20 protein-coding genes and 1 pseudogene are annotated in these 22,111 nt (G+C 60.3%); 15 read left to right on the plus strand and 6 right to left on the minus strand.

The features are described from left to right. The first annotated feature begins 10 nt into the window (after nucleotides 1–10). Nucleotides 11–478, plus strand: a complete 468-nt coding sequence (locus tag HJB84_RS14385) for a GNAT family N-acetyltransferase (RefSeq protein WP_207585920.1) — start codon at nucleotides 11–13, stop codon at nucleotides 476–478. Nucleotides 479–492: 14 nt separating this feature from the next. Here HJB84_RS14385 and HJB84_RS14390 read toward each other — a convergent pair. Together HJB84_RS14390 and HJB84_RS14395 are read right to left on the minus strand one after the other, a co-directional pair. Further along, nucleotides 493–1,061 (minus strand): annotated as a pseudogene (locus HJB84_RS14390) (dienelactone hydrolase family protein). A gap of 48 nt (nucleotides 1,062–1,109) precedes the next feature. Further along, nucleotides 1,110–2,039, minus strand: a complete 930-nt coding sequence (locus tag HJB84_RS14395) for a LysR family transcriptional regulator (RefSeq protein ID WP_221116233.1) — start codon at nucleotides 2,037–2,039, stop codon at nucleotides 1,110–1,112. A gap of 72 nt (nucleotides 2,040–2,111) precedes the next feature. Between HJB84_RS14395 and HJB84_RS14400 the strand changes: the two genes are divergently transcribed. From HJB84_RS14400 to glpK, 10 genes are all read left to right on the plus strand, one after another. Continuing rightward, nucleotides 2,112–3,029: a DMT family transporter gene (locus HJB84_RS14400; RefSeq protein WP_221116234.1), complete on the plus strand. Its 918-nt coding sequence runs from the start codon at nucleotides 2,112–2,114 to the stop codon at nucleotides 3,027–3,029. Nucleotides 3,030–3,125: 96 nt separating this feature from the next. After that, nucleotides 3,126–3,899 (plus strand): DeoR/GlpR family DNA-binding transcription regulator, encoded by a 774-nt coding sequence (locus HJB84_RS14405; protein WP_207585826.1) that lies wholly within the window; start codon nucleotides 3,126–3,128, stop codon nucleotides 3,897–3,899. Nucleotides 3,900–4,040: 141 nt separating this feature from the next. Further along, complete coding sequence (gene glpD, locus HJB84_RS14410) at nucleotides 4,041–5,555, plus strand: glycerol-3-phosphate dehydrogenase (RefSeq protein ID WP_221116235.1); 1,515 nt, start codon at nucleotides 4,041–4,043, stop codon at nucleotides 5,553–5,555. 43 nt (nucleotides 5,556–5,598) lie between these two features. After that, the gene (locus HJB84_RS14415; protein WP_207585825.1) at nucleotides 5,599–6,678 is read left to right on the plus strand and encodes an ABC transporter ATP-binding protein; all 1,080 of its coding nucleotides are present in this window, start codon (nucleotides 5,599–5,601) and stop codon (nucleotides 6,676–6,678) included. A 9-nt stretch (nucleotides 6,679–6,687) separates the two neighbouring features. Continuing rightward, nucleotides 6,688–7,758 (plus strand): ABC transporter ATP-binding protein, encoded by a 1,071-nt coding sequence (locus HJB84_RS14420; RefSeq protein WP_207585824.1) that lies wholly within the window; start codon nucleotides 6,688–6,690, stop codon nucleotides 7,756–7,758. A gap of 2 nt (nucleotides 7,759–7,760) precedes the next feature. Continuing rightward, the gene (locus HJB84_RS14425) at nucleotides 7,761–8,627 is read left to right on the plus strand and encodes a carbohydrate ABC transporter permease (protein ID WP_007637179.1); all 867 of its coding nucleotides are present in this window, start codon (nucleotides 7,761–7,763) and stop codon (nucleotides 8,625–8,627) included. A 1-nt stretch (nucleotide 8,628) separates the two neighbouring features. Beyond that, nucleotides 8,629–9,540, plus strand: coding sequence for a carbohydrate ABC transporter permease (locus HJB84_RS14430; protein ID WP_207585823.1), 912 nt, complete (start codon nucleotides 8,629–8,631; stop codon nucleotides 9,538–9,540). Continuing rightward, nucleotides 9,540–9,836, plus strand: a complete 297-nt coding sequence (locus HJB84_RS14435) for a DUF2160 domain-containing protein (RefSeq protein WP_164011166.1) — start codon at nucleotides 9,540–9,542, stop codon at nucleotides 9,834–9,836. The genes HJB84_RS14430 and HJB84_RS14435 overlap by 1 nt, the downstream gene beginning before the upstream one ends. Nucleotides 9,837–9,914: 78 nt before the next feature. Next, a complete protein-coding gene (locus HJB84_RS14440; protein WP_207585822.1) occupies nucleotides 9,915–11,639 on the plus strand; it encodes an ABC transporter substrate-binding protein in 1,725 nt (574 codons plus the stop codon). Between the two features lie 151 nt (nucleotides 11,640–11,790). Then, nucleotides 11,791–13,293: a glycerol kinase GlpK gene (gene glpK, locus HJB84_RS14445; RefSeq protein WP_221116236.1), complete on the plus strand. Its 1,503-nt coding sequence runs from the start codon at nucleotides 11,791–11,793 to the stop codon at nucleotides 13,291–13,293. A gap of 36 nt (nucleotides 13,294–13,329) precedes the next feature. Here glpK and HJB84_RS14450 read toward each other — a convergent pair whose 3' ends face one another. The 4 genes from HJB84_RS14450 to HJB84_RS14465 form a co-directional block, all read right to left on the minus strand. Beyond that, nucleotides 13,330–14,331, minus strand: a complete 1,002-nt coding sequence (locus HJB84_RS14450) for an ABC transporter permease (protein WP_221116237.1) — start codon at nucleotides 14,329–14,331, stop codon at nucleotides 13,330–13,332. Between the two features lie 2 nt (nucleotides 14,332–14,333). Beyond that, nucleotides 14,334–15,353, minus strand: coding sequence for an ABC transporter permease (locus HJB84_RS14455; RefSeq protein ID WP_221116238.1), 1,020 nt, complete (start codon nucleotides 15,351–15,353; stop codon nucleotides 14,334–14,336). Then, entirely contained in the window at nucleotides 15,343–16,893 is a 1,551-nt protein-coding gene (locus HJB84_RS14460; RefSeq protein ID WP_221116239.1) for a sugar ABC transporter ATP-binding protein, read from the minus strand. Before HJB84_RS14460 ends, HJB84_RS14455 begins: the two co-directional genes overlap by 11 nt. A 65-nt stretch (nucleotides 16,894–16,958) precedes the next feature. Then, nucleotides 16,959–17,972, minus strand: a complete 1,014-nt coding sequence (locus HJB84_RS14465) for a sugar ABC transporter substrate-binding protein (protein WP_207585817.1) — start codon at nucleotides 17,970–17,972, stop codon at nucleotides 16,959–16,961. A gap of 254 nt (nucleotides 17,973–18,226) precedes the next feature. Here HJB84_RS14465 and HJB84_RS14470 point away from each other — a divergent pair, with 254 nt between their 5' ends. From HJB84_RS14470 to HJB84_RS14485, 4 genes are all read left to right on the plus strand, one after another. Continuing rightward, on the plus strand, nucleotides 18,227–18,658 hold the full coding sequence (locus HJB84_RS14470) for an antitoxin Xre-like helix-turn-helix domain-containing protein (RefSeq protein WP_207585816.1): 432 nt from the start codon (nucleotides 18,227–18,229) through the stop codon (nucleotides 18,656–18,658). After that, nucleotides 18,655–19,137, plus strand: a complete 483-nt coding sequence (locus HJB84_RS14475; RefSeq protein WP_221116240.1) for an RES family NAD+ phosphorylase — start codon at nucleotides 18,655–18,657, stop codon at nucleotides 19,135–19,137. The genes HJB84_RS14470 and HJB84_RS14475 overlap by 4 nt, the downstream gene beginning before the upstream one ends. A 317-nt stretch (nucleotides 19,138–19,454) precedes the next feature. Further along, nucleotides 19,455–20,540, plus strand: coding sequence for a polysaccharide pyruvyl transferase family protein (locus tag HJB84_RS14480; protein ID WP_207585919.1), 1,086 nt, complete (start codon nucleotides 19,455–19,457; stop codon nucleotides 20,538–20,540). Between the two features lie 20 nt (nucleotides 20,541–20,560). Further along, a complete protein-coding gene (locus tag HJB84_RS14485; RefSeq protein WP_207585814.1) occupies nucleotides 20,561–22,087 on the plus strand; it encodes a lipopolysaccharide biosynthesis protein in 1,527 nt (508 codons plus the stop codon). Nucleotides 22,088–22,111 lie beyond the last annotated feature (24 nt).

The raw sequence follows: 22,111 nt of genomic DNA on the forward strand, positions 1-22,111 counted from the left end.
TCACGACATGATGGATATTCGAACGGCAACGCCCGACGAGGACGAGATCCTGGTGGGGCACCATCTGAAGATCTGGGACAGCTATGGCACGCCGCCGGAACACTACAGGCCCGATGCGGCGGCGCGGATCTTGTCTTTCATCAGAAGCGGACGCGAGGAGCGGCGTCTGACTTCGTTCCTTGCTATCGTCGACGGTGAAATCGCCGGTTCCGCGTCGTGCCAGATGCACCAATCACCATTTCCGGAGATCATCCAGCCGGAACAGCGACTGCATGGCTACATCTGGTCTGTCTATGTCGCCGACGCCTTCCGCCGGCGCGGCATCGCGTTGGCGCTGACCAACAAGGCTATTGATTATCTGAAGTCTATCGGCTGCACGACGGCCGTCATCCACGCCTCGGATGCCGGTGAGCCGGTTTACCGGGCCGCCGGGTTTGAACTGGCGAAGGAAATGCGCCTGCAGTTTCCGGCGGAGTAACGGCCTGGCGGCTACTACAGTGCGGCGAGGAAGCCGATGACGCGGCTCCATGTCAGTTCGGCCGCAGCTGCGTCGTGATCCGGCAGCGTCGGATCGGTGTAGAGATGACCGGCGCCGGAATATTTGAAGATCTCCGCGGCGATGCTCGACCGGGCCGCTACCGCTTGCCAGGCTTCGACCTCTTCCCTGGGCGCGAATCGATCCGGATCGGCAAGATGGATCTGGACGGGAAGGCCCCGGCGCGCGTTGTCCGGAATTTCAGCGAGGCCTTGAAGCAGCAGCAAGCCTACCATCTGCGGCCGCTTCGGCCAAAGATGTGCGGAGACGCCAGCACCCATCGAAAATCCGCCGAGCACGGCGGAGCCAGGCAGCGGGGCGACCGCCTTTTCCGCGCGTTGGCAAAGAGTGGACCACCCGATCGCCTCCTTCAGTTCAATGCCCTCATCGATCGATCGCGCGACCTTGCCCGCATAGAGAGATCCGGCGTAAACACCTGATGCCCAGCCGCCCGCAGACGCTCTGCTGCATCGCGCTCGAGTGACCGGAGTCCATAAACCGAATGAAACAGCACCACCGTTGCCATTACTAATCTCCTCAATCGGTGCAGCGAACGTCGCCACCGACCTTCCGCCTACGCTTTCGCCCGGCCGGGTGCGATAAAAGCGGCGATCGTCGCCTCGTCATGGCCTGCCTCGCGTAGGAAGCGACTGGCGAATTCGATGGCGGGGCTTCTGAGCGCATCGTCCGGTCGAATAAGGTGGAAGGCCACATGATTGTCGAGCGTCCGCTCCGACACGGCGACGACGCGCCCGGCCGCAAGCGCGGCATCCGACTGCGGCGGCCGGGCGAGAGCGATGCCGAGCCCTTGTACACAGGCATCGACGACGAGATTGTAATCCTCGAAGCGACGGTCGTGGCCGCGTGGCGTGTAGTCGACGCCCTCGCGCGCAAGCCAGCGACGCCAGCCTTCGATATTGGAGTCGTGCAGGATCGGCAGGTCGAGCAGCGAAACAGCATCGGAGCGCTGGCCGAGCCGGTCTGCCAGGGCCGGGGCGGCGATCGGATACGACTTCTCCTGCCAGAGCGACAGGGCGCGCACGCCGGCCCACGGCCCTTTGCCGCAGCGGATGGCAAGGTCCGTGCCTTCGCCGAAATCCGCCAGCCGGTGTTCGAGCGTCAACTCGACATGCAGCTCGTTTCCTTCGAGCTTCGGCAGACGCTGAAACAGCCACAACGAGGCGACCGAGGGCGTCACCGAAAGGCGCACCACCGCCCTATTGCGGCGAGGCAGCCAGCGTTCGCCGCTATTGCCGAGCAGTGCAAGCGCTTCCTCCGCCCGCGCGAAAAACCGCATGCCCTCCGGCGTCAGCCGCACGCCTCTGGCTTCGCGGGCAAACAGCCGCACCCCCATCCAGCGCTCGAGGCGCGAGACCTGCCGCGACACCGCGCCATGCGTGATGCCGCTTTCCTCGGCCGCGGCCGAAAACGATCCAAGCCGGGCGGCGCGGACAAAGGTCTCGAGCGTATCGAGCGGCGGAAGCACGGGCGAGCTGTGAACCATAGACAAATTTGATCATCGATTGCGATGCTTTTCAAGCACGCATCGAAGGCCTAATCCATTGTCGAAGAACAAATGGAGGCGAAAATGAGCATGGCGGCAAGCACACCGATTTCGACGAAACAGCAGGGCGGGTTCGATCTGGTCGCCTTCGGCGCGATCCTCGTCACAATCCTCTTCTGGGCGTCCTCTTTCGTGGTGATCCGCATCTGTCTCGGACCACTGACGCCGATCGAACTGGCGACCGCGCGGTATGTGGCAGCCGGCGCCATCGCTCTGGTCTACCTCGTGATCTACCGGCCGTTGCCGGAAAAACGCGATTTCGTCCGCCTTTCCATCGCTGCGGTGCTCTTCATCGCCGCTTATGCGGTTCTGTTGAACACCGGTGAGCAGACGGTTGCGGCAGGGCCGGCGAGCTTCATCATCAACACCATGCCCGTCTTCACCGCCCTCATCGCCACGTTCGCGCTCGGCGAGCGCTTCGGCCGCTGGGGCTGGGCCGGCACTGCCATATCCTTCGGCGGTGTGGCGCTGATTGCGGTTGCCTCCGACGGCGGCTTCAAGCTTGATCCGAATGCCGTCCTCATCCTCGGCGCAGCACTTTGCTCGGCGATCGCCAGCGTGCTGCAGAAGCCGCTGCTCGGCCGGATGCCGGCGCTTGCCGTCACCGCCTGGATCCTGCTGATCGGTTCCGTGCCGCTGTTTCCGGCCGCACCGGCGACGATTCAGGCGCTGGCCGCCGCCCCGGCGGAGGTGAACTGGGGCGTTGCCTATCTCGTCATCTTCCCGACTGCGATCGGCTACCTCACCTGGGCGATCGCGCTGAAGCGGCTGACGGCCGCCCGCGCTTCGAACTTTCTCTATGGCGTTCCGCCCGTCGCCACGCTGATCGGTTTCCTCTGGCTGGGTGAGACGCCGACGGCGCTTGGCGCGGTCGGTGGCGTCATGGCGATCCTCGGTGTGCTCGTCGTCAATGTGATGCGGAAACGATAGCAGCAAATTCGCCCCGGAAGGTGATCAGGTGACAGATAGGCATTGCGCAGGCGTTCGCTTTCTTTAAAACGAAAGTAGATCGAAAGGTGCGTGCTCATGTTCTTGACCGACCGGCAAACTGAAATCGTGGCGATAGCGAAATCCAGCGGCAGGGTCCTGGTCGAGGAGCTCGCTTCCCGCTTTTCAGTGACACCGCAGACGATCCGCAAGGACCTGAACGATCTCTGCGATGCGCAGGTGCTGACGCGTATCCACGGCGGCGCGACATTCCCGAGCGGGACCGAGAACGTCAAATACGAGGCGCGGCGGCAGATCGCCGCGTCCGAGAAACAGGCGATCGGCATGGCCGCGGTCGAGCTGATCCCGAGCGGGGCCTCGCTCTTCATCAATATCGGAACGACGACCGAGGCGGTGGGCGAGGCGCTCGCCGAGCATCACGAGCTGATGGTGATTACAAATAATATCAATGTTGCCAATAGGTTACGTCTGCTGCCCGCAATCGAGGTGGTGATCGCCGGCGGTGTGGTGCGCGGTTCGGATGGCGGGATCGTCGGCGAGGCGGCAGTCGATTTCATCCGCCAGTTCAAGGTCGACTATGCCGTGATCGGGGCTTCGGCGATCGACGTGGATGGCGCGCTTCTCGACTATGATTTTCGCGAAGTCAAGGTCGCACAGGCGATCATCGCCAACGCCCGGCATGTCATTCTGGTTGCGGATTCGACGAAGTTCGAACGCACCGCTCCAGTCAGGATCGGCCAACTTTCCCAAGTTCATACCTTCATCACCGACCATTGTCCGGTGCCGTCGATCCGCAATCTCTGCCTCGAAAACAATGTAAAGCTGATCGAAACGAACGGCAGGTTTCGCTAAAGCATGATGCCGGCACTGTTCTGAATTTCCGCCGCGAAACATTCGTTTGACATTCGTATCTCTTTCGTTTTAACTGACTTCACTTTCGCAATTGCGTGAGTTTTGTGCGATGCGAAATCCGCAGCAGGCTCGGAGGGGATATTGGGCCGGGAGATACACGACATATTCGTCATCGGGGGCGGCATCAACGGCTGCGGCATTGCGCGCGATGCTGTTGGGCGCGGTTATTCCGTGGCGCTGGCGGAGATGAACGACTTCGCCTCGGGCACCTCGTCTGGCGCCACCAAGCTCATTCATGGCGGCCTGCGTTATCTCGAGCATTACGAGTTCCGCCTAGTGCGGGAATCGCTGATGGAGCGCGAGATCCTCTGGGCGATGGCGCCGCACATCATCTGGCCGCTGCGTTTCGTGCTGCCCTACCATAAGGGCGGCATCCGGCCGGCCTGGCTGATCCGGCTCGGCCTCTTCCTTTACGACCATCTCGGCGGCCGTAAGCTGTTGCCGGCGACATCGGTGCTCGACATGCGCCGCGATCCGGCCGGCAAGCCGCTGAAGGCGCTATTTGCCAAGGCCTTCGAATATTCCGACGGCTGGGTCGATGATGCCCGCATGGTGGTGCTGAACGCCCGCGACGCCGCCGACAAGGGGGCGACCATCATGCCGCGCACCAAAGTGGTGTCGGCAAGGCGCGAGAACGACCTCTGGCACATCGAGACCACCGATACGGTGACCGGCCGCAATGACAACCATCAGGCCCGCATGCTGGTCAATGCTGCCGGTCCGTGGGTCGACCATGTCATCCGTTCCGCCTTCGGCCAGAACGAGGCTCACCATGTCCGCCTTGTCCAGGGCAGCCATATCGTGGTGAAGAAAAAGTTTGACGGTCCACGCGCCTATTTCTTTCAGAATCCCGACAACCGCATCATCTTTGCCATTCCTTACGAGGGCGACTTTACGCTGATCGGCACCACCGACCGCGATTACACCGCCGATCCCAAGGATGTTCGGATCTCCGAGGAAGAGACCATCTATCTGTGCAATGCGGCGTCGGAATATTTCAAGGAGCCGGTCAGGCCGGAGGATATCGTCTGGGCCTATTCCGCAGTCAGGCCGCTTTATGACGACGGTGCCTCGAAGGCGCAGGAGGCGACGCGTGACTATGTGTTGAAGCTGGACGGCGAGGGGAGTAGCGCACCGCTACTCAACGTCTTCGGCGGCAAGCTCACCACCTATCGCCGGCTTTCCGAACACGCGCTGGAGAAGATCGGCGCTGCGATCGGCGTCAAGGGTGCCCCGTGGACGGCCAAGAGCCATCTGCCAGGCGGCGACTTCCCGGTCCGGGGTTACGAGGGGCAGGTCGCCGATCTGAAGCGGCTTTATCCGTTCCTCGCCGATCAACATGCCCGCCGGCTGGTTCGCCGTTACGGGACGAGGGTCAAGGCGCTGCTCGGCGAAGCCCGCGGCGTCGACGATTTGGGACGGCTGTTCGGCGGCGACCTCTACGAGGCCGAGGTCACCTATCTCGTCAAACAGGAATGGGCCCGGCACGCCGAAGACGTGCTGTGGAGGAGAACAAAGGATGGTCTGCGCCTTTCGAGGGAGCAGGCTCAGTCACTGGAGGAGTACATGGCTGCCATGCCGGCGATGGCCGGATAAGGGCAACATGTGGTCCCCGATGCGTGGAGGCACGGGAATCGGAATGCTGGAACTGCGGAAGGCCGCAAAGATGGTGGGAGGGGACTATCATATCCACCCGACCGATCTTGTTTTTGAAAGAGGAACGCTAAACGTTCTGCTTGGGCCGACATTGTCGGGCAAGACCTCGTTGATGCGTCTGATGGCCGGCCTTGATCGGCCGACAACCGGCACGATCCATTTTGATGGTGCTGACGTGACAGCTATGCCTGTCCAGAAGCGCAACATCGCCATGGTCTATCAGCAGTTCATCAATTATCCGGCATTGACGGTCTACGAGAATATTGCCTCGCCGCTGCGGATTGCCGGCAAGGATGCCAAGATCATCGATCTGGAGGTGCGCAAGGCTGCCGAACTTCTGAAACTCGGGCCTTATCTCGATCGCACGCCGCTCAACCTCTCCGGCGGCCAGCAGCAGCGCACCGCACTTGCCCGGGCACTCGTGAAGAATGCGAGCCTTGTTTTGATGGACGAGCCGCTTGCCAACCTCGACTACAAGCTGCGTGAGGAGCTGCGGCAGGAATTGCCGCGCATCTTCGCGCAGTCCGGCGCGATCTTCGTCTATGCCACGACGGAACCGTCCGAAGCCTTGTTGCTGGGCGGCAATACGGCAGCGCTCAGCGAGGGCCGGATCACGCAGTTCGGCCCGACGATCGAGGTCTATCGCAATCCGCTCGATCTGACGACGGCGAAAACCTTTGCCGATCCGCCGCTGAATTTTATTGATCTGGTCAAATCGGAAGGCAATTTCCTGCGCGATGGCGCGGTGATTTTTGCCGTGCCGCCGCATCTTCAGAACGTGCCGGACGGGCCGGCAACCATAGCGTTTCACCCGCATCATCTTGCACCAACCGCCCAGACGGCTGGTTCGGCGCGGATGACGGCGCGAACACAGGTTTCGGAGATCACCGGCTCGGAAAGTTTTGTTCATCTGCAATTTGCCGGCACCCGCTGGGTGATGCTTGCGCACGGCATCCACAATATCGACCCGGACACGGACATCTCCGTTTTCATCGATACGCGCCACCTGATGGCGTTCGGCGCGGACGGCCGGGCGATCACCACCGCCAGGCAAGGGGGCTAGGAGAAGATCATGGCACGTATCACCCTCGATCATATTCGCCATGCCTATGGGCCGAACCCGAAGAGCGAGAAGGACTACGCTCTCAAGGAAGTGCACCATGAGTGGAACGATGGCGGCGCTTATGCACTGCTCGGGCCTTCGGGCTGCGGAAAGACCTCGCTGCTCAATATCATTTCGGGCCTCATTCAGCCGTCCGAAGGGCGGATTCTCTTCGACGGGCAGGATGTTACGAACCTGCCGACACAGCAGCGAAATATCGCGCAAGTATTCCAGTTCCCGGTCATCTACGACACGATGACGGTCTACGACAACCTCGCCTTTCCTCTGCGCAACCGCGGCGTGGCCGAGGCGGATGTCGACCGGCGCGTCCGCGAAATCCTCGAGATGATCGATCTTGCCGGCTGGGCCAAGCGGCGCGCGCGCGGCTTGACGGCGGACCAGAAGCAGAAGATTTCGCTCGGCCGCGGCCTCGTGCGCTCGGATGTGAACGCGATTCTCTTTGACGAGCCGCTCACTGTTATCGATCCGCATATGAAATGGGTGCTGCGATCGCAGCTGAAGCGGCTGCACAAGCAGTTCGGTTTTACCATGGTCTATGTCACGCATGACCAGACGGAGGCGCTGACCTTCGCCGACAAAGTCGTGGTGATGTATGATGGCGAGATCGTGCAGATCGGCACGCCGGCCGAACTCTTCGAGCGTCCGAGCCATACCTTCGTCGGCTACTTCATCGGTTCGCCGGGCATGAACTTCATGCCGGCCAAGGTAGAGGGCAGTACGGTTCGGGTCGGCGAGCACGCGCTAACGCTCGGCTATGCGCCAAAGACTTCGGCAGCGGCCAAGGTAGAGCTTGGAATCCGGCCCGAGTTTATCCGGGTCGGCCGTGAGGGTATGCCTGTGACGGTCAGCAAGGTGGAAGATATCGGCCGGCAGAAGATCGTCCGCGCGCAGTTCGCCGGCCAGCCGATCGCGATCGTCATTCCCGAGGACGAGGAAATTCCGGCCGATCCCCGGGTGACCTTCGAGCCATCAGCTATCAGTATCTATGCCGACTCTTGGCGCGCCGGACCGGAGGCTTGATCATGGAAAAAACCTGGAACAACAAAGCCTGGTTTCTGGTTCTGCCGGTCCTCGTGCTGGTGGCTTTCTCGGCTGTCATTCCCTTGATGACGGTTGTGAACTATTCCGTTCAGGACACTTTCGGAAACAACCAGTTCTTCTGGAACGGAACGGACTGGTTTACCGAAATCCTGCATTCCGACCGATTCTGGGCCGCCCTGCAGCGAAACCTGATTTTTTCGTTGATCATTCTCGCGCTGGAGATTCCGCTCGGTATCTTCATTGCGCTCAACATGCCGAAATCAGGCATCGGCGTGCCGGTATGCCTGGTTCTGATGGCACTGCCGCTGTTGATCCCATGGAACGTGGTCGGCACGATCTGGCAGGTGTTCGGCCGCAACGACATTGGTTTGTTCGGTTATTACGTCAACGCCATCGGCATCGATTACAACTATGTGCAGGATCCGCTCGACGCCTGGGTGACGATCATCATCATGGATGTCTGGCACTGGACGAGCCTGGTCGTCTTGCTCTGCTATGCCGGCCTCGTTTCCATTCCAGATGCTTTCTATCAGGCAGCCAAGATCGACGGTGCGTCCCGTTGGGCAGTGTTCCGCTATATCCAGCTGCCCAAGATGAAGCGCGTTCTTCTGATCGCCGTGCTGCTGCGTTTCATGGATAGTTTCATGATCTACACCGAGCCTTTTGTCGTCACGGGTGGCGGTCCGGGCAACTCGACCACTTTCCTGTCGATCGATCTGGTCAAGACCGCCCTCGGACAGTTTGATCTCGGTCCGGCAGCTGCCATGTCGCTGGTTTATTTCCTGATCATCCTGCTGCTTTCGTGGGTGTTCTACACCGTCATGACCAGCCACGACGCGGAGAATTGAAATGAGCGTCTCCAACGAAACGACATCGAGCCGAAACATCCCAGGCGTTACCAGTGTCGCAAGCGGGCTCTCCGCCGATGAAGTCGGCCGTCTGATGCGCCGGCGCGGCGAGGAATCGCGCTGGTGGTGGCTGGTTCCGACGATCTATATCATCGTGCTCCTGCTGCCGATCTATTGGCTCGTCAACATGAGCTTCAAGACCAATGCGGAAATCGTCAATTCTCTGACGCTTTATCCTCATAACCCGACGATCGCCAATTACGTGACGATCTTCACGGAGAAGGCGTGGTATTCCGGCTATATCAATTCAATCAGCTATGTCGTCATGAACATGGTGATCTCGGTGGCAGCTGCGCTGCCGGCGGCCTATGCCTTCTCCCGATATCGGTTCCTCGGCGACAAGCATCTGTTCTTCTGGTTGCTGACCAACCGGATGGCGCCGCCGGCAGTCTTTGCCCTGCCGTTCTTCCAGCTCTACTCGGCCTTTGGACTCATCGATACGCACATCGCCGTGGCCTTGGCGCATTGCCTCTTCAACGTACCGCTGGCGGTCTGGATCCTTGAAGGCTTCATGTCCGGCGTGCCGAAGGAAATCGACGAGACGGCCTATATCGATGGCTACTCGTTCCCGCGGTTCTTCCTGAAGATCTTCACGCCGCTGATTGCGAGCGGCATAGGTGTCGCCTGTTTCTTCTGCTTCATGTTCTCTTGGGTCGAGTTGCTGATCGCACGAACCCTGACGACAACCGACGCGAAGCCGATCGCCGCCACCATGACCCGCACCGTCTCCGCATCCGGCATGGATTGGGGCCTGCTGGCCGCCGCGGGCGTTCTGACCCTTATCCCGGGGGCGCTGGTGATCTGGTTTGTGCGCAATTACATCGCAAAGGGCTTCGCCCTGGGGAGAGTTTGATGAGCTTTTCGCTTCCCGATTTTTCATGGATGGCGTGGACATGGCCGACGGCCGCTTTCTTCATCGTCATCGCATTGCTGCTGATCGGCATGGGGATATGGGAATATGCGGTGCCGGGCGGCAATCCGCGGATCGGAATCCTGCGCTTCGAGACGACGCGCGGTGACCGGCTTTTCCTTTCGCTGCTCGGCGCAGCGTTCATTCATCTTGCATGGCTTGGGCTCGGTGGGCCCAACCTGTGGTGGGCTCTTGCCATCTCCGTGGTCTACGCCATCGGCGTGTTCCGCTACGTGTGACGGCAAAGTGAAGACAGATGGCCGGGGGTCCTTGGCCGCCTGAGACGTGACTGCAATCGCAAACCCTGGGAGGATATTATGCGACGGCACTTATTGACGACGACAGCAGGCTTGCTGCTGGCGATGACCGCGTCGGCCTATGCCGGCATGGACGAGGCTAAGACTTTTCTGGACAAAGAGATCGGCGACGTGTCGACGCTCTCTCGCGCCGACCAGGAAAAGGAAATGCAGTGGTTCATCGATGCTGCGAAGCCTTTGCAGGGTATGGACATCAAGGTTGTCTCGGAAACCTTGACCACCCACCAGTATGAGTCCCAGGTTCTGGCTCCGGCCTTTACTGCGATTACCGGGATCAAGGTCACCCACGACGTCATTCAAGAGGGCGACGTTGTCGAGAAGATCCAGACACAGATGCAGACCGGACAGAACCTTTATGACGGCTGGGTCAACGACTCCGACTTGATCGGTACGCATTGGCGCTATCAGCAGGTGCGCAACCTGACCGACTGGATGGCCGGCGAAGGCAAGGACGTTACAAACCCCGGCCTCGATATCAACGACTTCATCGGTACCAAGTTCACGACGGCACCGGACAAGAAGCTCTACCAGCTTCCCGACCAGCAATTCGCCAACCTCTATTGGTTCCGCTACGACTGGTTCAACGACGAGAAGAACAAGGCCGATTTCAAGGCGAAATATGGCTACGATCTCGGCGTTCCGGTCAACTGGTCGGCCTATGAGGACATTGCCGAATTCTTTACCGGCCGTGACGTGAACGGCAAGAAGGTCTTCGGCCACATGGACTACGGCAAGAAGGACCCGTCGCTCGGCTGGCGCTTCACCGACGCCTGGCTTTCGATGGCCGGCAATGGTGACAAGGGTCTGCCGAACGGTCTTCCGGTCGACGAATGGGGTATCAAGGTCGACGAGAAGTCGCGTCCTGTCGGCTCGTGCGTCGCGCGCGGCGGTGACACCAATGGCCCGGCTTCCGTCTACTCGATCCAGAAGTATCTCGATTGGTTGAAGGCCTACGCACCGCCGGAAGCTCAGGGCATGACCTTCTCGGAATCCGGTCCGGTTCCGGCACAGGGTAACGTCGCGCAGCAGATCTTCTGGTACACGGCCTTTACAGCAGACATGGTCAAGCCTGGCCTGCCTGTTATGAACGAGGACGGTACGCCGAAATGGCGCATGGCACCGAGCCCGCATGGCGTTTACTGGAAAGACGGCATGAAGCTTGGTTATCAGGACGTCGGTTCTTGGACGCTGATGAAATCGACGCCTACGGACCGTGCGAAAGCCGCCTGGCTCTATGCACAGTTCGTTACCTCGAAGACGGTTGACGTGAAGAAGAGCCAGCTCGGTCTCACCTTCATCCGCGAATCCACCATTCGCGACAAGAGCTTTACGGAGCGTGCTCCGAAGCTCGGCGGTCTGATCGAGTTCTATCGTTCGCCTGCGCGTGTTCAGTGGTCGCCAACCGGCACCAACGTTCCCGACTATCCGAAGCTGGCTCAGCTTTGGTGGCAGGCTATCGGTGACGCCGCCGCCGGCGCCAAGACGCCGCAGGAAGCCATGGATTCTCTTTGCGGCGAGCAGGAGAAGGTCATGGGCCGTATCGAGAAATCGGGCGTCCAGGGTGATATCGGCCCGAAGCTCGCCAAAGAGCATGATCTCGCTTATTGGAACGCGGATGCGGTGAAGAAGGGCAACCTTGCGCCGCAGCTGAAGATCGAGAACGAGAAGGAAAAGCCGGTCACCGTCAACTACGACGAACTCGTCAAGAGCTGGCAGTCGAAGTAAGGCAGACCTCGGCCGGAGGCGACGAGGCTTCCGGCCATCACTTCCTGCCATCGGCTACGGCCGGTGGCACCCACAATCTTTCTCTCATGACGTCCGCCCGCGCCCTGCCATCTCTGGCAGGCGGAGCGATCTCGTGCGAGCCGGAGACGAGATGAGCGGCTATATTCTTTCAATCGACCAGGGCACGACATCTTCGCGCGCGATTATCTTTGATGGCGACATGAAAATGGCCGGCTCGGCGCAGGCGGAAATCACCCAATATTATCCGCAGCCCGGATGGGTGGAGCACGATGCCGCCGAAATCTGGCAGTCCGTCGTCGATACCGTGCGCAAGGCGATTGTTGATGCCGGCACGAACGCCGCCGCCATTGCCGCGATCGGCATCACCAATCAGCGCGAGACGGCGGTCGTCTGGGACCGCCGGTCCGGAACCCCACTTCACCGTGCGATCGTCTGGCAGGACAGGCGCACAGCCGAAATGTGCGAGAGCCTGAAGGCCGATGGATATGAGAAACTCTTCAGCGCCAAGACCGGCCTGCTGCTCGACCCCTATTTCTCCGGAACCAAGCTTCGCTGGCTGCTCGACAATGTCGACGGCCTGCGTGAGAAGGCGGAGGCGGGCGAGGTTTGCTTCGGCACGATCGACAGCTGGCTGATCTACAATCTGACGGGCGGCCGCGTGCACGCCACCGACGCGACCAATGCGTCGCGAACGCTGCTCTACAACATCGATGACGGCGTTTGGGACGAAGAGCTTCTCGGTATTCTCGGCATTCCGGTCGCCATGCTTCCCGAGGTCAGGGAATGCGCCGATGATTTCGGCCGCGTCGACAAGGCGCTGTTCGGCGCGGATCTTCCGATCCTGGGCGTCGCCGGCGACCAGCAGGCGGCGGCCGTGGGCAATGCCTGCTTCGAGCCCGGCATGATGAAATCCACTTACGGAACCGGCTGCTTTGCGCTGCTGAACACCGGCAGGGATCGTGTTTCCTCTTCCAACCGGATGCTGACGACCATCGCCTGCCGCCTCGACGGCGAGACGACCTATGCGCTTGAGGGTTCGATCTTCATCGCCGGTGCCGCCGTTCAATGGCTGCGCGACGGCCTCGGCATCATCGACCAGGCTTCGGAGGCAGGGGTGCTGGCGGCCAAGGCCGATCCCGGACAGCAGGTCTATATCGTTCCGGCCTTCACCGGCCTCGGTGCGCCCTATTGGGATCCGGCAGCGCGCGGCGCGATCTTCGGCCTGACGCGAAATAGCGGGCCGGCGGAATTTGCCCGCGCCGTGCTCGAATCCGTCGCCTATCAGACGCTCGACCTGCTGGTGGCGATGAAGAAGGACTGGGGCGTCAACCAGCTGGAAACCGTGCTGCGCGTCGATGGCGGCATGGCGGCTTCGGATTGGACGATGCAGTGCCTGGCTGACATGACGGGGAATCCGGTCGACCGGTCGGCGATCCGCGAGACCACAGCGCTCGGCGCTGCCTGGCTTGCCGGCTCGAAAGCCGGCATCTGGCCCGGCAAGCGGGATTTTGCGCAGTCGTGGGCCTGCGACCGCCGCTTCAACCCCTCGATGGAGGAGAGCGAGCGGCAGGCCAAGATCATCGGCTGGAAGAATGCCGTCTCGCGGATGATTTCGGACGTCTCGGCGGGGTAACAGCTTCCCCGAACTTGACGGCACTGGCTGCTTTTCTCACGTGCCGCTTGCGGCCTTTCTGCTGACAAAGCTCAGGGCGAGTACGGCGAAGATCAGCGTTCCCGTGCCGACCTGCTGCCAATAGAAGTTCAGATCGGTCAGCAGCAGGCCGTTGGCGACGATGCTGAGCAGCAGCGCGCCGAGAACGGTGCCGCCGACATTCGGCCGGCCAAGCGGGCTGAGCGTCGTGCCGATGAAGGTCGCGCCGATGGCATTCAGCAGGAAGGCGTTGCCCGAGGAGGGGATGTAGGTGGTGACCGTTGCGGTCAGGATCAGGCCGGCGATTGCCGCGATCAGCCCGACCAGGATGAAAGTCACCGCGACATGGGCCGGCGCTGCAATGCCGGAATAGCGCACGACGCCCGGCTGAATGCCGATCGACAGAATGACGCGGCCAAAACGCGTGCGGGCAAAAACGACCGTAGCGGCCGCGATGACGACAATGGCAATTGCCAGCGGCACCGGAAAGCCGGCGATCGCGCCATGGCCGAGGAAACGGAAGGCTTCCGGCACGCCGTTCGGCGGCAGATAGACCGGATTGCCGCCATTGGTCAGCAACTGCTGGACGCTACGGCCGATGAACAGTGTGCCGAGCGTGGCGAGGAACGGCGACACGCCGATCCCGGAAATCAAGAGCGCGTTGAAGGCGCCGACGAACGCCCCGGCCGCCAGTCCCGCGAGCGCGGCGAGTGCCACCGGCTGCCCGGCGAGAACGAGCGAAACGAAGGCGAAGCTGGCAAAATCCATCGCCGCTCCCACAGAAAGTTCGATGCCGCCCGACGCGACGGCGAAGGTCATGGCAATCGAGACGATGGCGAGCAGCGTGAAATTATTGACCAGGATGCTCTGCAAGTTTGCAACCGTCAAGAATGTCGGCGTTGCCGCGGAAAAGGCGGCAAAGACCGCGATCAGGGCGAGGAGCAGCCCATAGCGCACCAGGCCGCCGGCGATAAGACGCGGCAAGCCTGTCATGGCGGGGGTAGGGGTCTGGAGCGACATGGTCAGGCCTCCTGCCGGCGCAGCAGCGTGGTCGCGGAAACGACGATGAGAATGAGCACGCCTTGGACGCCGCTGACCAATGTGCTCGAAATGTTCAGCAGCTGGAAACCGTTGATGAGGAAGCCGACCAGCAGTGCTGAAAGCAGCGTCCCGGTGATTGTCGGAACCAGCCGGCGCGAGAAGACCGCGCCCAGCAGGGCTGTCACGACGACGGGCAACAGCATCTCCCCGGAACCCGTCGTGCTGCCGCTGAGATAGGAAACCGAGAGGATGCCGGCGATGCCGCCGGAGAGGCCGCTGGCGACGAAGGCGCCGGCGAGCAGGCGGCGAAGCGGCAGGCCGGCCGCACGCGCTGCGTCCGGAAACTCGCCGACGGCATAAAGGCGCAGGCCGAGCGGGGTATATTGCACGATCGCTGCGGCGATCACCGTGAAACCGAGGAGCACATCGGCAAGGACCGGTATGCCGAAGGGATCCGAAGCCGAAAGCGCCGATAAGAAGGGGCTCGAGGCTGGGAGGACGGTATTCCCGGTCAGCACCAGTTCCAGGCCGGCAACGACATTCATGACGGCAAGCGTCGCGAGCAGCGGCACGATGCCGGCATAGACGACGGCAATGGCATTGACCGTGCCGATCAGCGCGCCGGTCAAGATCGCCGCTGCAATCGCTGTCGTGTCGCCGTAGCCAAGTTGCGTCAGGCTCGCATAGACGGCGGCGCTAAGGCCCATATTGGCAGCCAGCGACAGGTCGATGCCGCCGGTGACGACATTGGAGCCGCCGGCAATCAGCACGACCGTCAGTCCGATGGCAAGCACGCCCGAGATGGCCGATTGGCCAAGCACGTTGCCGATATTGCCGATGCTGAGAAAATACGGAGCGCTCAGCGAGAAGATGAGCAGGATAGCGGCAAAAACGATCAACGATCCGAAGCGCAAGGCCGCAGCCGCAATATTGCCGGCCGGCCGCGGAGGCAGTTCCGCAGCGGAGAAGCCGGAAGGCGCAAATTCCGCTTCAGCCGACATGGCGCTGTTCCTTGGATGATCCGGTCGATTGCGCCAGCACGGCATCCGCGCTGGTCTCCGATGAGATGAATTCCCGCACTACGCGCCCGCGGAAGAGCACCAGGATGCGATCGGTGATGCCGATCAGTTCCGGCAGGTCCGAAGACAGCACGATGACGCCGGCGCCGCGCGACGCGAGTTCGCCGATCAGCGTATAGATCTCGACCTTGGAGCCGATATCGACTCCAACAGTCGGTTCGTCGAGGAGATAGACCTCGGAGCGGCGGCTCAGCCACTTGGCGATGGCGATCTTCTGCTGGTTGCCGCCCGAAAGCGTACGCAGCAGGGCATCGCGCCCATTGGTCTTCACCTGCAGACGCGCAATCAGAGCGTCCACTTCTTGCTGTTCGCGTCTGCGATCGAGAAAGCCGAAACGGGTGAAGCGGCCAAGGCTCGAAAGGCTGATATTTTCCGCGACGCTGAGGTCGAGCGCGACGCCGTGGCGACGCCGGTCTTCCGGCACCAGGGCGATCTCGCGACCGGCCGCCTGCGTCGGATTGGTGAAACGGGCAGCCTTGCCGCTGATCTCGATATGGCCGGAAGCCGGGGTCTCCAGACCGAAGAGAGCGCGGACCAGCTCCTTTGCGCCGGAGCCGAGCAGGCCGGTAAGGCCGAGCACCTCGCCGCGGCGAAGCGTGAAACTGATGTCGCTATATTTCCCCGGCGCCGACAGCTGCTCGACCTTGAGGATGTCTTCGCCGGGCGTCACCTGCGGCTTCGGAAACATCTCCTTGATGTCGCGTTCGACCATCAGCCGCGCGATCGCGCCAGCCGAAGTGTCCCCAATCGGCAGGGAGGCGACGTCCAGCCCGTTGCGCAACACGGTGACGTGGTCGCAGAGCTCTTCGATTTCGTTCAGGTAATGCGAGATATAGATGATGGTGACGCCTTCGTCGCGCAGACGGCGGATCAACCGGAAGAGGATATCGGCCTCCCGGCGCACCAAGGCTGCCGTCGGCTCGTCGAAGACGAGCACCTTCGGCTGATTGAGGAGCGCGCGGGTGATTTGCACGATCTGCTTTTCGGCCGTCGACAATTCGCCGATCAAGGCTGCGTTCGGCAACCGGATACCGAAATAGTCATTGAGAATGTCAGACGCACGGCGCTGCATCAGTCGCCGGTCGAGGAACGGTGTGCCCGCGATGCGTGGTTCCCGGCCGAGGAACAGTGCTTCGCCGACGGTGAAGGTCGGCACCAGCAGTCGATCCTGGTGAATGAAGTGGATGCCGAGCTCTTCGGCAAGATGCGGTGTCAGCCTGTCGAATGTTTGCCCTTCGATCTCGATCCGGCCGCCATCGGGCTGGTGAAGACCGGCCAGCAGCTTAATCAGCGTCGACTTGCCGGCGCCGTTCTGGCCGACGAGACCGTGGATGGTGCCGCGCCTGACGATCAGCGACGCACCGGCAAGCGCCTGCGCACCGCCGAAATGCTTGACGATGCCTTCAAAGCGGATGATGTCGTCGCGTGCCGTCACCGGCTGTTTCAACGAAATGGCCGTCATGTCGATCTCTCCGGGCGGGAAGATTGCGAGCGATCCGGCGATGACCGGACCGCTCGTGTTCAGTGTCAGCCGATGCCGAGCTTCTTGGTGATTTCGCCGACATTGGTCTTGTTGGCGAGTAGTGCCGGAACATAGGTCTCGCGCGGCAGGGTCTGGCCGGCGAGCAGCTTGGCGACGTTGTGGATGGCGGTGCGGCCAATTTCCGCCGGCTGCTGGGCGACATCGGCGCCGGCCGGCGAATTCGGATCGGCGATGAGCTGGAGCACTTCCGGGCTGCCATCGACGCCGTAGGTGCGGATCTCGGTCCGCCCGGCGGCCGCTAGGGCCTGGGTCGCGCCAAGCTGCGGAATGTCCCAGGCCGACCAGATCGCCTTGATCGAACCCTTTTCCGGATATTTGTTGAGGATCGCCGTGATCTGCGTGAAGGCGTCCTGCACGGTATTCGGGATGACGTCGCGCAGTTCCGGCTGGAGGATTTTGACCTTCGGGAAATATTTGACGACATTGACCAGCTGGTCGTAGCGGATCGCGCAGGGGGTTACGCCGTAGAAGCCGTTGAAAACGACGATATTGCCTTCGCCGCCGATATCGGAGACGAGCTGCAGCGCCAGGTCCTTGCCGATGCCCCAGTTGTCGGAGGTAGTGTTGTTGATCGAATTGGTCGAGCCGACGTCGACGGTCAGAACAGGAATCCCGGCGTCGCGCGCCTTCTTCAGCCACGGGTCGATGACGCTGAGCGTGCCGAGGATTTGAACGATCGCATCCGGCTTCTGGGCAATCAGCGTCTGCAATTGCGACACCAGTTTGCCGTCGTTGCGCCCGGCATCGACGGCGATCGGCTCGCCGCCGAGGCGTTTTACCTCTTCGATCTGGGCATTATAGGCCTGCAGGTCGAAGAAATGATCGGTGCCGGTCGCGCTGATGGCGATGCGCTTGCCTTTCAGCGACGGTTCTTCGTCGGCTGCCAAAACCGTCTTCTGCCCGACCAGCGAAGCGCCGGCGACGGCGACCCCGGCCGCTGCGGACAGTTTCAACAGGTCTCGTCTTCCGAAGCGGCTTCCGGACTTTTCGATGCTCATTACCACTCTCTCCAATTAATTATGTCTATAGATTAACTAGATTAATGCGAATGAGGAGGAACGAATTTCCAAAAGAACGATCTTCGGGGAAAAGAGTGGAGGGAGCGAGAGCGCATCCCTGGCTGCGGTTTCCCGCGACCGGTCCGTCGACGGAATGCGGCAATCCGCTGTTCTCGAAGATAAGCGGAATGGCGCTATTGAACATCGTCTCACATGAGACTAAATATAACCTCATGTGAAAAGGATCCACGATCATGATGGGATTTGCTGCCGTTGCCGATGTTCTCGGGCTACCCTCCAGGGAGCCGGCGTCGCGCTCGGCCTTCGGCTTGCTTTCCAGCATTGAGGCGGGACTGCCGGTCAAGGCGCTTGACCGCATGGCGCTGCTTCTGGCGCCTGATGATCTCCAGTTCAAATACCGGCTCGTTCCCAAAGCCACCTATGAGCGGCGCAAGTCCAAGCATCGGCTCTCCTCCGACGAGGGCATAAGGCTCGCCCGCCTCGCGCGGGTCTGGGGGCTGGCGCTCGATGTCTGGCAGACCGAGGCCGAGGCGCGTGATTTCCTGTTTCGCCCGCATGCGATGTTGGAGGACAGGCGGCCGATCGACGTCGTCATCCAGAGCGAGATCGGCGGCGAACTCGTGCTCGATATCCTTGGAAGCCTGAAATACGGCAGCGCTGCGTGAGCGCACAGCTTCTTGACCGCACGCTGACATCCGTCCGCATCGGCGATCCCAATGGAACCTACCCGATCTTCGATGCCACAGGCTCGACCATCGCGCCGGGGCGGTGGAACGCGTCGGGCAGCCCGATCATCTATACGAGCGAGCACTATTCGACCGCGCTGCTCGAAAAGCTCGTCCATGGCAGCGGCAGGCTGCCGCCCAACCAGCACTATGTCACGATCACCATGCCGCGCGGGCTCAGCTACGAGGTCTTCTCCGAACCGGCGCTGCCGGGCTGGGACAGCATGCCGGCTGTTGTCAGCAAGGCGTTCGGCGAAAACTGGTGCCAGGAAAAGCGCAGCGCCATCCTGCTGGTGCCGAGCGTCGTCGCCCGCGTCGACCGCAACGTGCTGATCAATCCGGCCCACCCGGAATTCTCATCGCTCACGGTCAGCCTCCACCAACCCGTCTTCTGGGATCGCCGTCTGTTCGGGATGTGATGGGGCGGTCGGTCGCAATCGCGTCCTTCCGCGCCGTTACCCTTTCCAATGTCGGGGTGACGCCGTCTGCCGCCGTCGAACGCGCCAATCGAAGGCGCCGTTATAGGCGTGAGCAAAAGCGGCGACCTGCTGCCTTCGCTGCCAAGCACAACGACCTTGTCATGCTTCCGGAGCGCGCAAGGTCCGAACCTCGTCATCATTATTTACGTTAAAAGTAAGGCAAGTTTGGTGCGTAGCTATGACGCACGATAGTCCAATTGACTTCTAAACTTGGGCATGTAATTGCTGGTCGAATTTTGAAAATGCAAGTAGAATATATGTATCATCTCGGCGAAGTTGCAATACGGCGACTGCAAGAAAAGTTGATTAAATCGGTAAGGAAATTTGTTAGTAGAGGACAACCTTACATTATAATGGATTTTCCATCCAATAAAGATCCCGGCCACCACGCAAGTTGGTTGGGATTGGCAAAAGTATTGCAGGATGTGACAGGGCGCCTGCCGGTGCTTACCGGCGGATCACTTCAAAGTATTAATGAAATAAAAGACACTCCCGGCGACGCGCCAATATTCATTTGCGGGTGGGCCGACTTCGGAGATGCTCGGACCGGCAGAGATGATATTCGCTATCGCCTGGCGTGCAAATATCCGGATCGAACCATCATTCAGATGCCTCAGACAATCGATTTCGCTAACGAGGCACTGATGGAGTACGCGAAGCGTACGATTGGGAGGCATCGCAATTTTTTCTTTATGACGCGCGATGAGCAAAGTTTCGATCTGGCAAAGGCGAACTTCGATTGCGATGTCGAAGCTGGGCCGGACACGGCATTCGGTATCGGGCTGCTTAAACCATTCGAAGCTGATCCTCTCAGGGTATTATACGTCATGCAGCCTTTTGGAGAGGACGACGTTGATCTAGCTGAAGCCCGAGCGATCGTTGACGGACCCCTTACCAATTGGATCAGCGGTCCGGATAGTTTGTCGCGCTTGCGCAAGTCGAGTGTCGTCAAGGCCGCAATGCGGCGTGGCTTCAGCCGTTCCGAGATGGTGGCCCAACATCATGAGGATGTCGCTGCTCGGTATGTCGATTATGGCGTGAAGATGCTGTCCGGCGCGCAACGGATAATCACCAACCGTTTACATGGTCATGCTCTCTGTCTTTTGATCAATAAGCCGCATGTCGCGGTTGCGAGAAACGGAAGCAAACTGCACGACTTCATCAGTAGCTGGACTGGCGACACTCTCCTGGTGGAAAAGGCGGCAAATGCCAGTGAGCTTTTGGCGGCAATGTCCCGCCTTCCGTATGAGATGAACGGTGCTTGGTACAAGTCAAGTCGACCGATAGATCTGCGTCCCGGTCTTCCCGCCCCGGATCTCGTCCCTCAACCCTCTATAGTTTGATTGCCCGTAGGAGCTCAGTTTTGTCGCTTGCACGAGACGATGATATTCTATTCAGCCATGTCAGTAAGAACCGATCCGCCGCAGCCGTAACGGGTGCCTTCTGGTCGGCGATGAGTACGCTTATTCCGACAGTCCTCACCTTCGCGGTTTTCGTGGTGACGTCTCGCGTTCTCCAACCGCAGGATTTCGGTCTTGTCGCCTTGGCATTCAGTATCGTGTCGTTTGCAGGCAGTTTTGGACCGACTGCGTTTGGTGAAGCAATCATACAGAGAGCCGAAATAAGGCGTAGCCATCTCGATACCATATTCCTACTTTCCCTCGTCTTTTCATTTTTGGTCTACGGAGTTTTGTGTTTAGCCGCGTCGCCAATCGCGGCATACGTGGGGCATAAGGAAGTCACGTACCTTATTTACATCATAGGGCTGAAGGTCTTCTTCGATTTCACGGCCATCGTTCCGAATGCGATTGTCAATAGAAAGATGTCATTCCATCTGGTGGCCGTCCGTACCGTCATCGCCACGATCACGTCTGCTTGCATTTGCCTTATATTGGTTCTCGCGGGCTTCGGCTTGTGGGCGCTGGCGATTGCACAGATCGCGGCCACGGCGGCATCATGCGGCGCTGCCTTCTGGGGTGCGGGGTGGTCGCCTGGACTGCACTTGAAGAGAGCAAGCCTGAACGACCTTCTTCACTATGGCTTTTTTGCTTCTGGCACTCGGTTCTTACAGACCATGAGCTTGGACAACTTGATCATCGGCGTGCTCTTGAGCCCATCGGCACTCGGTATCTATAACTTTTCGAAGCGTTTGTTTGATATGATCAACAACGTTATCGCCGGGGGCTTAACATCCGTCACGCACGTGTTGCTTTCCTCATTGCGAAGCGATCCGAAGAAAGTTCGAGAAGCATTCCTGATGGCAACCTTCGGCTGCTCTCTGGTGTCGTACCCGGTGTTCATTGGCCTTGCCGCAGTTGCCGGTGATGCGATCACCACTATTTTCGGCGCACATTGGATCGAGGCCGTTTGGCCAGTCCGGTTCTACTGCGTCATCGGGTTGATGGCTGGGATCGGCTACGTGCAGGCATCCTTGATAAAGAGCCAAGGGGAGATGGATTGGTGGTTTTACTACCAGCTGGCGCGAAATCTCCTCACGCTCCTGACCATCGCAATTCTTTATCCCTATGGCGTCACAACAATTGTTTTCGCCATTATGGTCGAAGTTCTGTTGTTTTGGCCGATCACCAGTTGGAAGGTTTCGCGGCATATAGAGCTGAGCGTCGGGGCCTATCTGATGCAATTCCTTCGGCCAAGCCTGGCTTGTGCGGGAATGGTTGCCGTCGTTTTGCTCCTGCACGAATCGCTGATTCATTGGTCGCCTTATCCACGGTTGGCCGTGGAAATCGTTGCAGGCGGGATTGCGTACTGCTGCCTGATATTTGCCCTTTGCAGGGCTCGTTTGAATGTCTTGATCGGCAGTATAAAGCAGGTACGGCAGCGCAAGACCAATAGGGACGCAATTGTCGACCCTATCGCCCATCAATCGTGATATCTCGGCTCCTCCGCAGCGACC

It is taken from the genome of Rhizobium sp. NZLR1b, assembly GCF_019685155.1.
GTDB lineage: Bacteria > Pseudomonadota > Alphaproteobacteria > Rhizobiales > Rhizobiaceae > Rhizobium.

Coding starts and splice junctions, on each gene's coding strand:
- HJB84_RS14385 (WP_207585920.1), top strand. CDS start 11: ATGGATATTCGAACGGCAACGCCCGACGAGGACGAGATCCTGGTGGGG.
- HJB84_RS14395 (WP_221116233.1), bottom strand. CDS start 2,039: ATGGTTCACAGCTCGCCCGTGCTTCCGCCGCTCGATACGCTCGAGACC.
- HJB84_RS14400 (WP_221116234.1), top strand. CDS start 2,112: ATGGAGGCGAAAATGAGCATGGCGGCAAGCACACCGATTTCGACGAAA.
- HJB84_RS14405 (WP_207585826.1), top strand. CDS start 3,126: ATGTTCTTGACCGACCGGCAAACTGAAATCGTGGCGATAGCGAAATCC.
- HJB84_RS14415 (WP_207585825.1), top strand. CDS start 5,599: ATGCTGGAACTGCGGAAGGCCGCAAAGATGGTGGGAGGGGACTATCAT.
- HJB84_RS14420 (WP_207585824.1), top strand. CDS start 6,688: ATGGCACGTATCACCCTCGATCATATTCGCCATGCCTATGGGCCGAAC.
- HJB84_RS14425 (WP_007637179.1), top strand. CDS start 7,761: ATGGAAAAAACCTGGAACAACAAAGCCTGGTTTCTGGTTCTGCCGGTC.
- HJB84_RS14430 (WP_207585823.1), top strand. CDS start 8,629: ATGAGCGTCTCCAACGAAACGACATCGAGCCGAAACATCCCAGGCGTT.
- HJB84_RS14435 (WP_164011166.1), top strand. CDS start 9,540: ATGAGCTTTTCGCTTCCCGATTTTTCATGGATGGCGTGGACATGGCCG.
- HJB84_RS14440 (WP_207585822.1), top strand. CDS start 9,915: ATGCGACGGCACTTATTGACGACGACAGCAGGCTTGCTGCTGGCGATG.
- glpK (WP_221116236.1), top strand. CDS start 11,791: ATGAGCGGCTATATTCTTTCAATCGACCAGGGCACGACATCTTCGCGC.
- HJB84_RS14450 (WP_221116237.1), bottom strand. CDS start 14,331: ATGTCGCTCCAGACCCCTACCCCCGCCATGACAGGCTTGCCGCGTCTT.
- HJB84_RS14455 (WP_221116238.1), bottom strand. CDS start 15,353: ATGTCGGCTGAAGCGGAATTTGCGCCTTCCGGCTTCTCCGCTGCGGAA.
- HJB84_RS14460 (WP_221116239.1), bottom strand. CDS start 16,893: ATGACGGCCATTTCGTTGAAACAGCCGGTGACGGCACGCGACGACATC.
- HJB84_RS14465 (WP_207585817.1), bottom strand. CDS start 17,972: ATGAGCATCGAAAAGTCCGGAAGCCGCTTCGGAAGACGAGACCTGTTG.
- HJB84_RS14470 (WP_207585816.1), top strand. CDS start 18,227: ATGATGGGATTTGCTGCCGTTGCCGATGTTCTCGGGCTACCCTCCAGG.
- HJB84_RS14480 (WP_207585919.1), top strand. CDS start 19,455: ATGTATCATCTCGGCGAAGTTGCAATACGGCGACTGCAAGAAAAGTTG.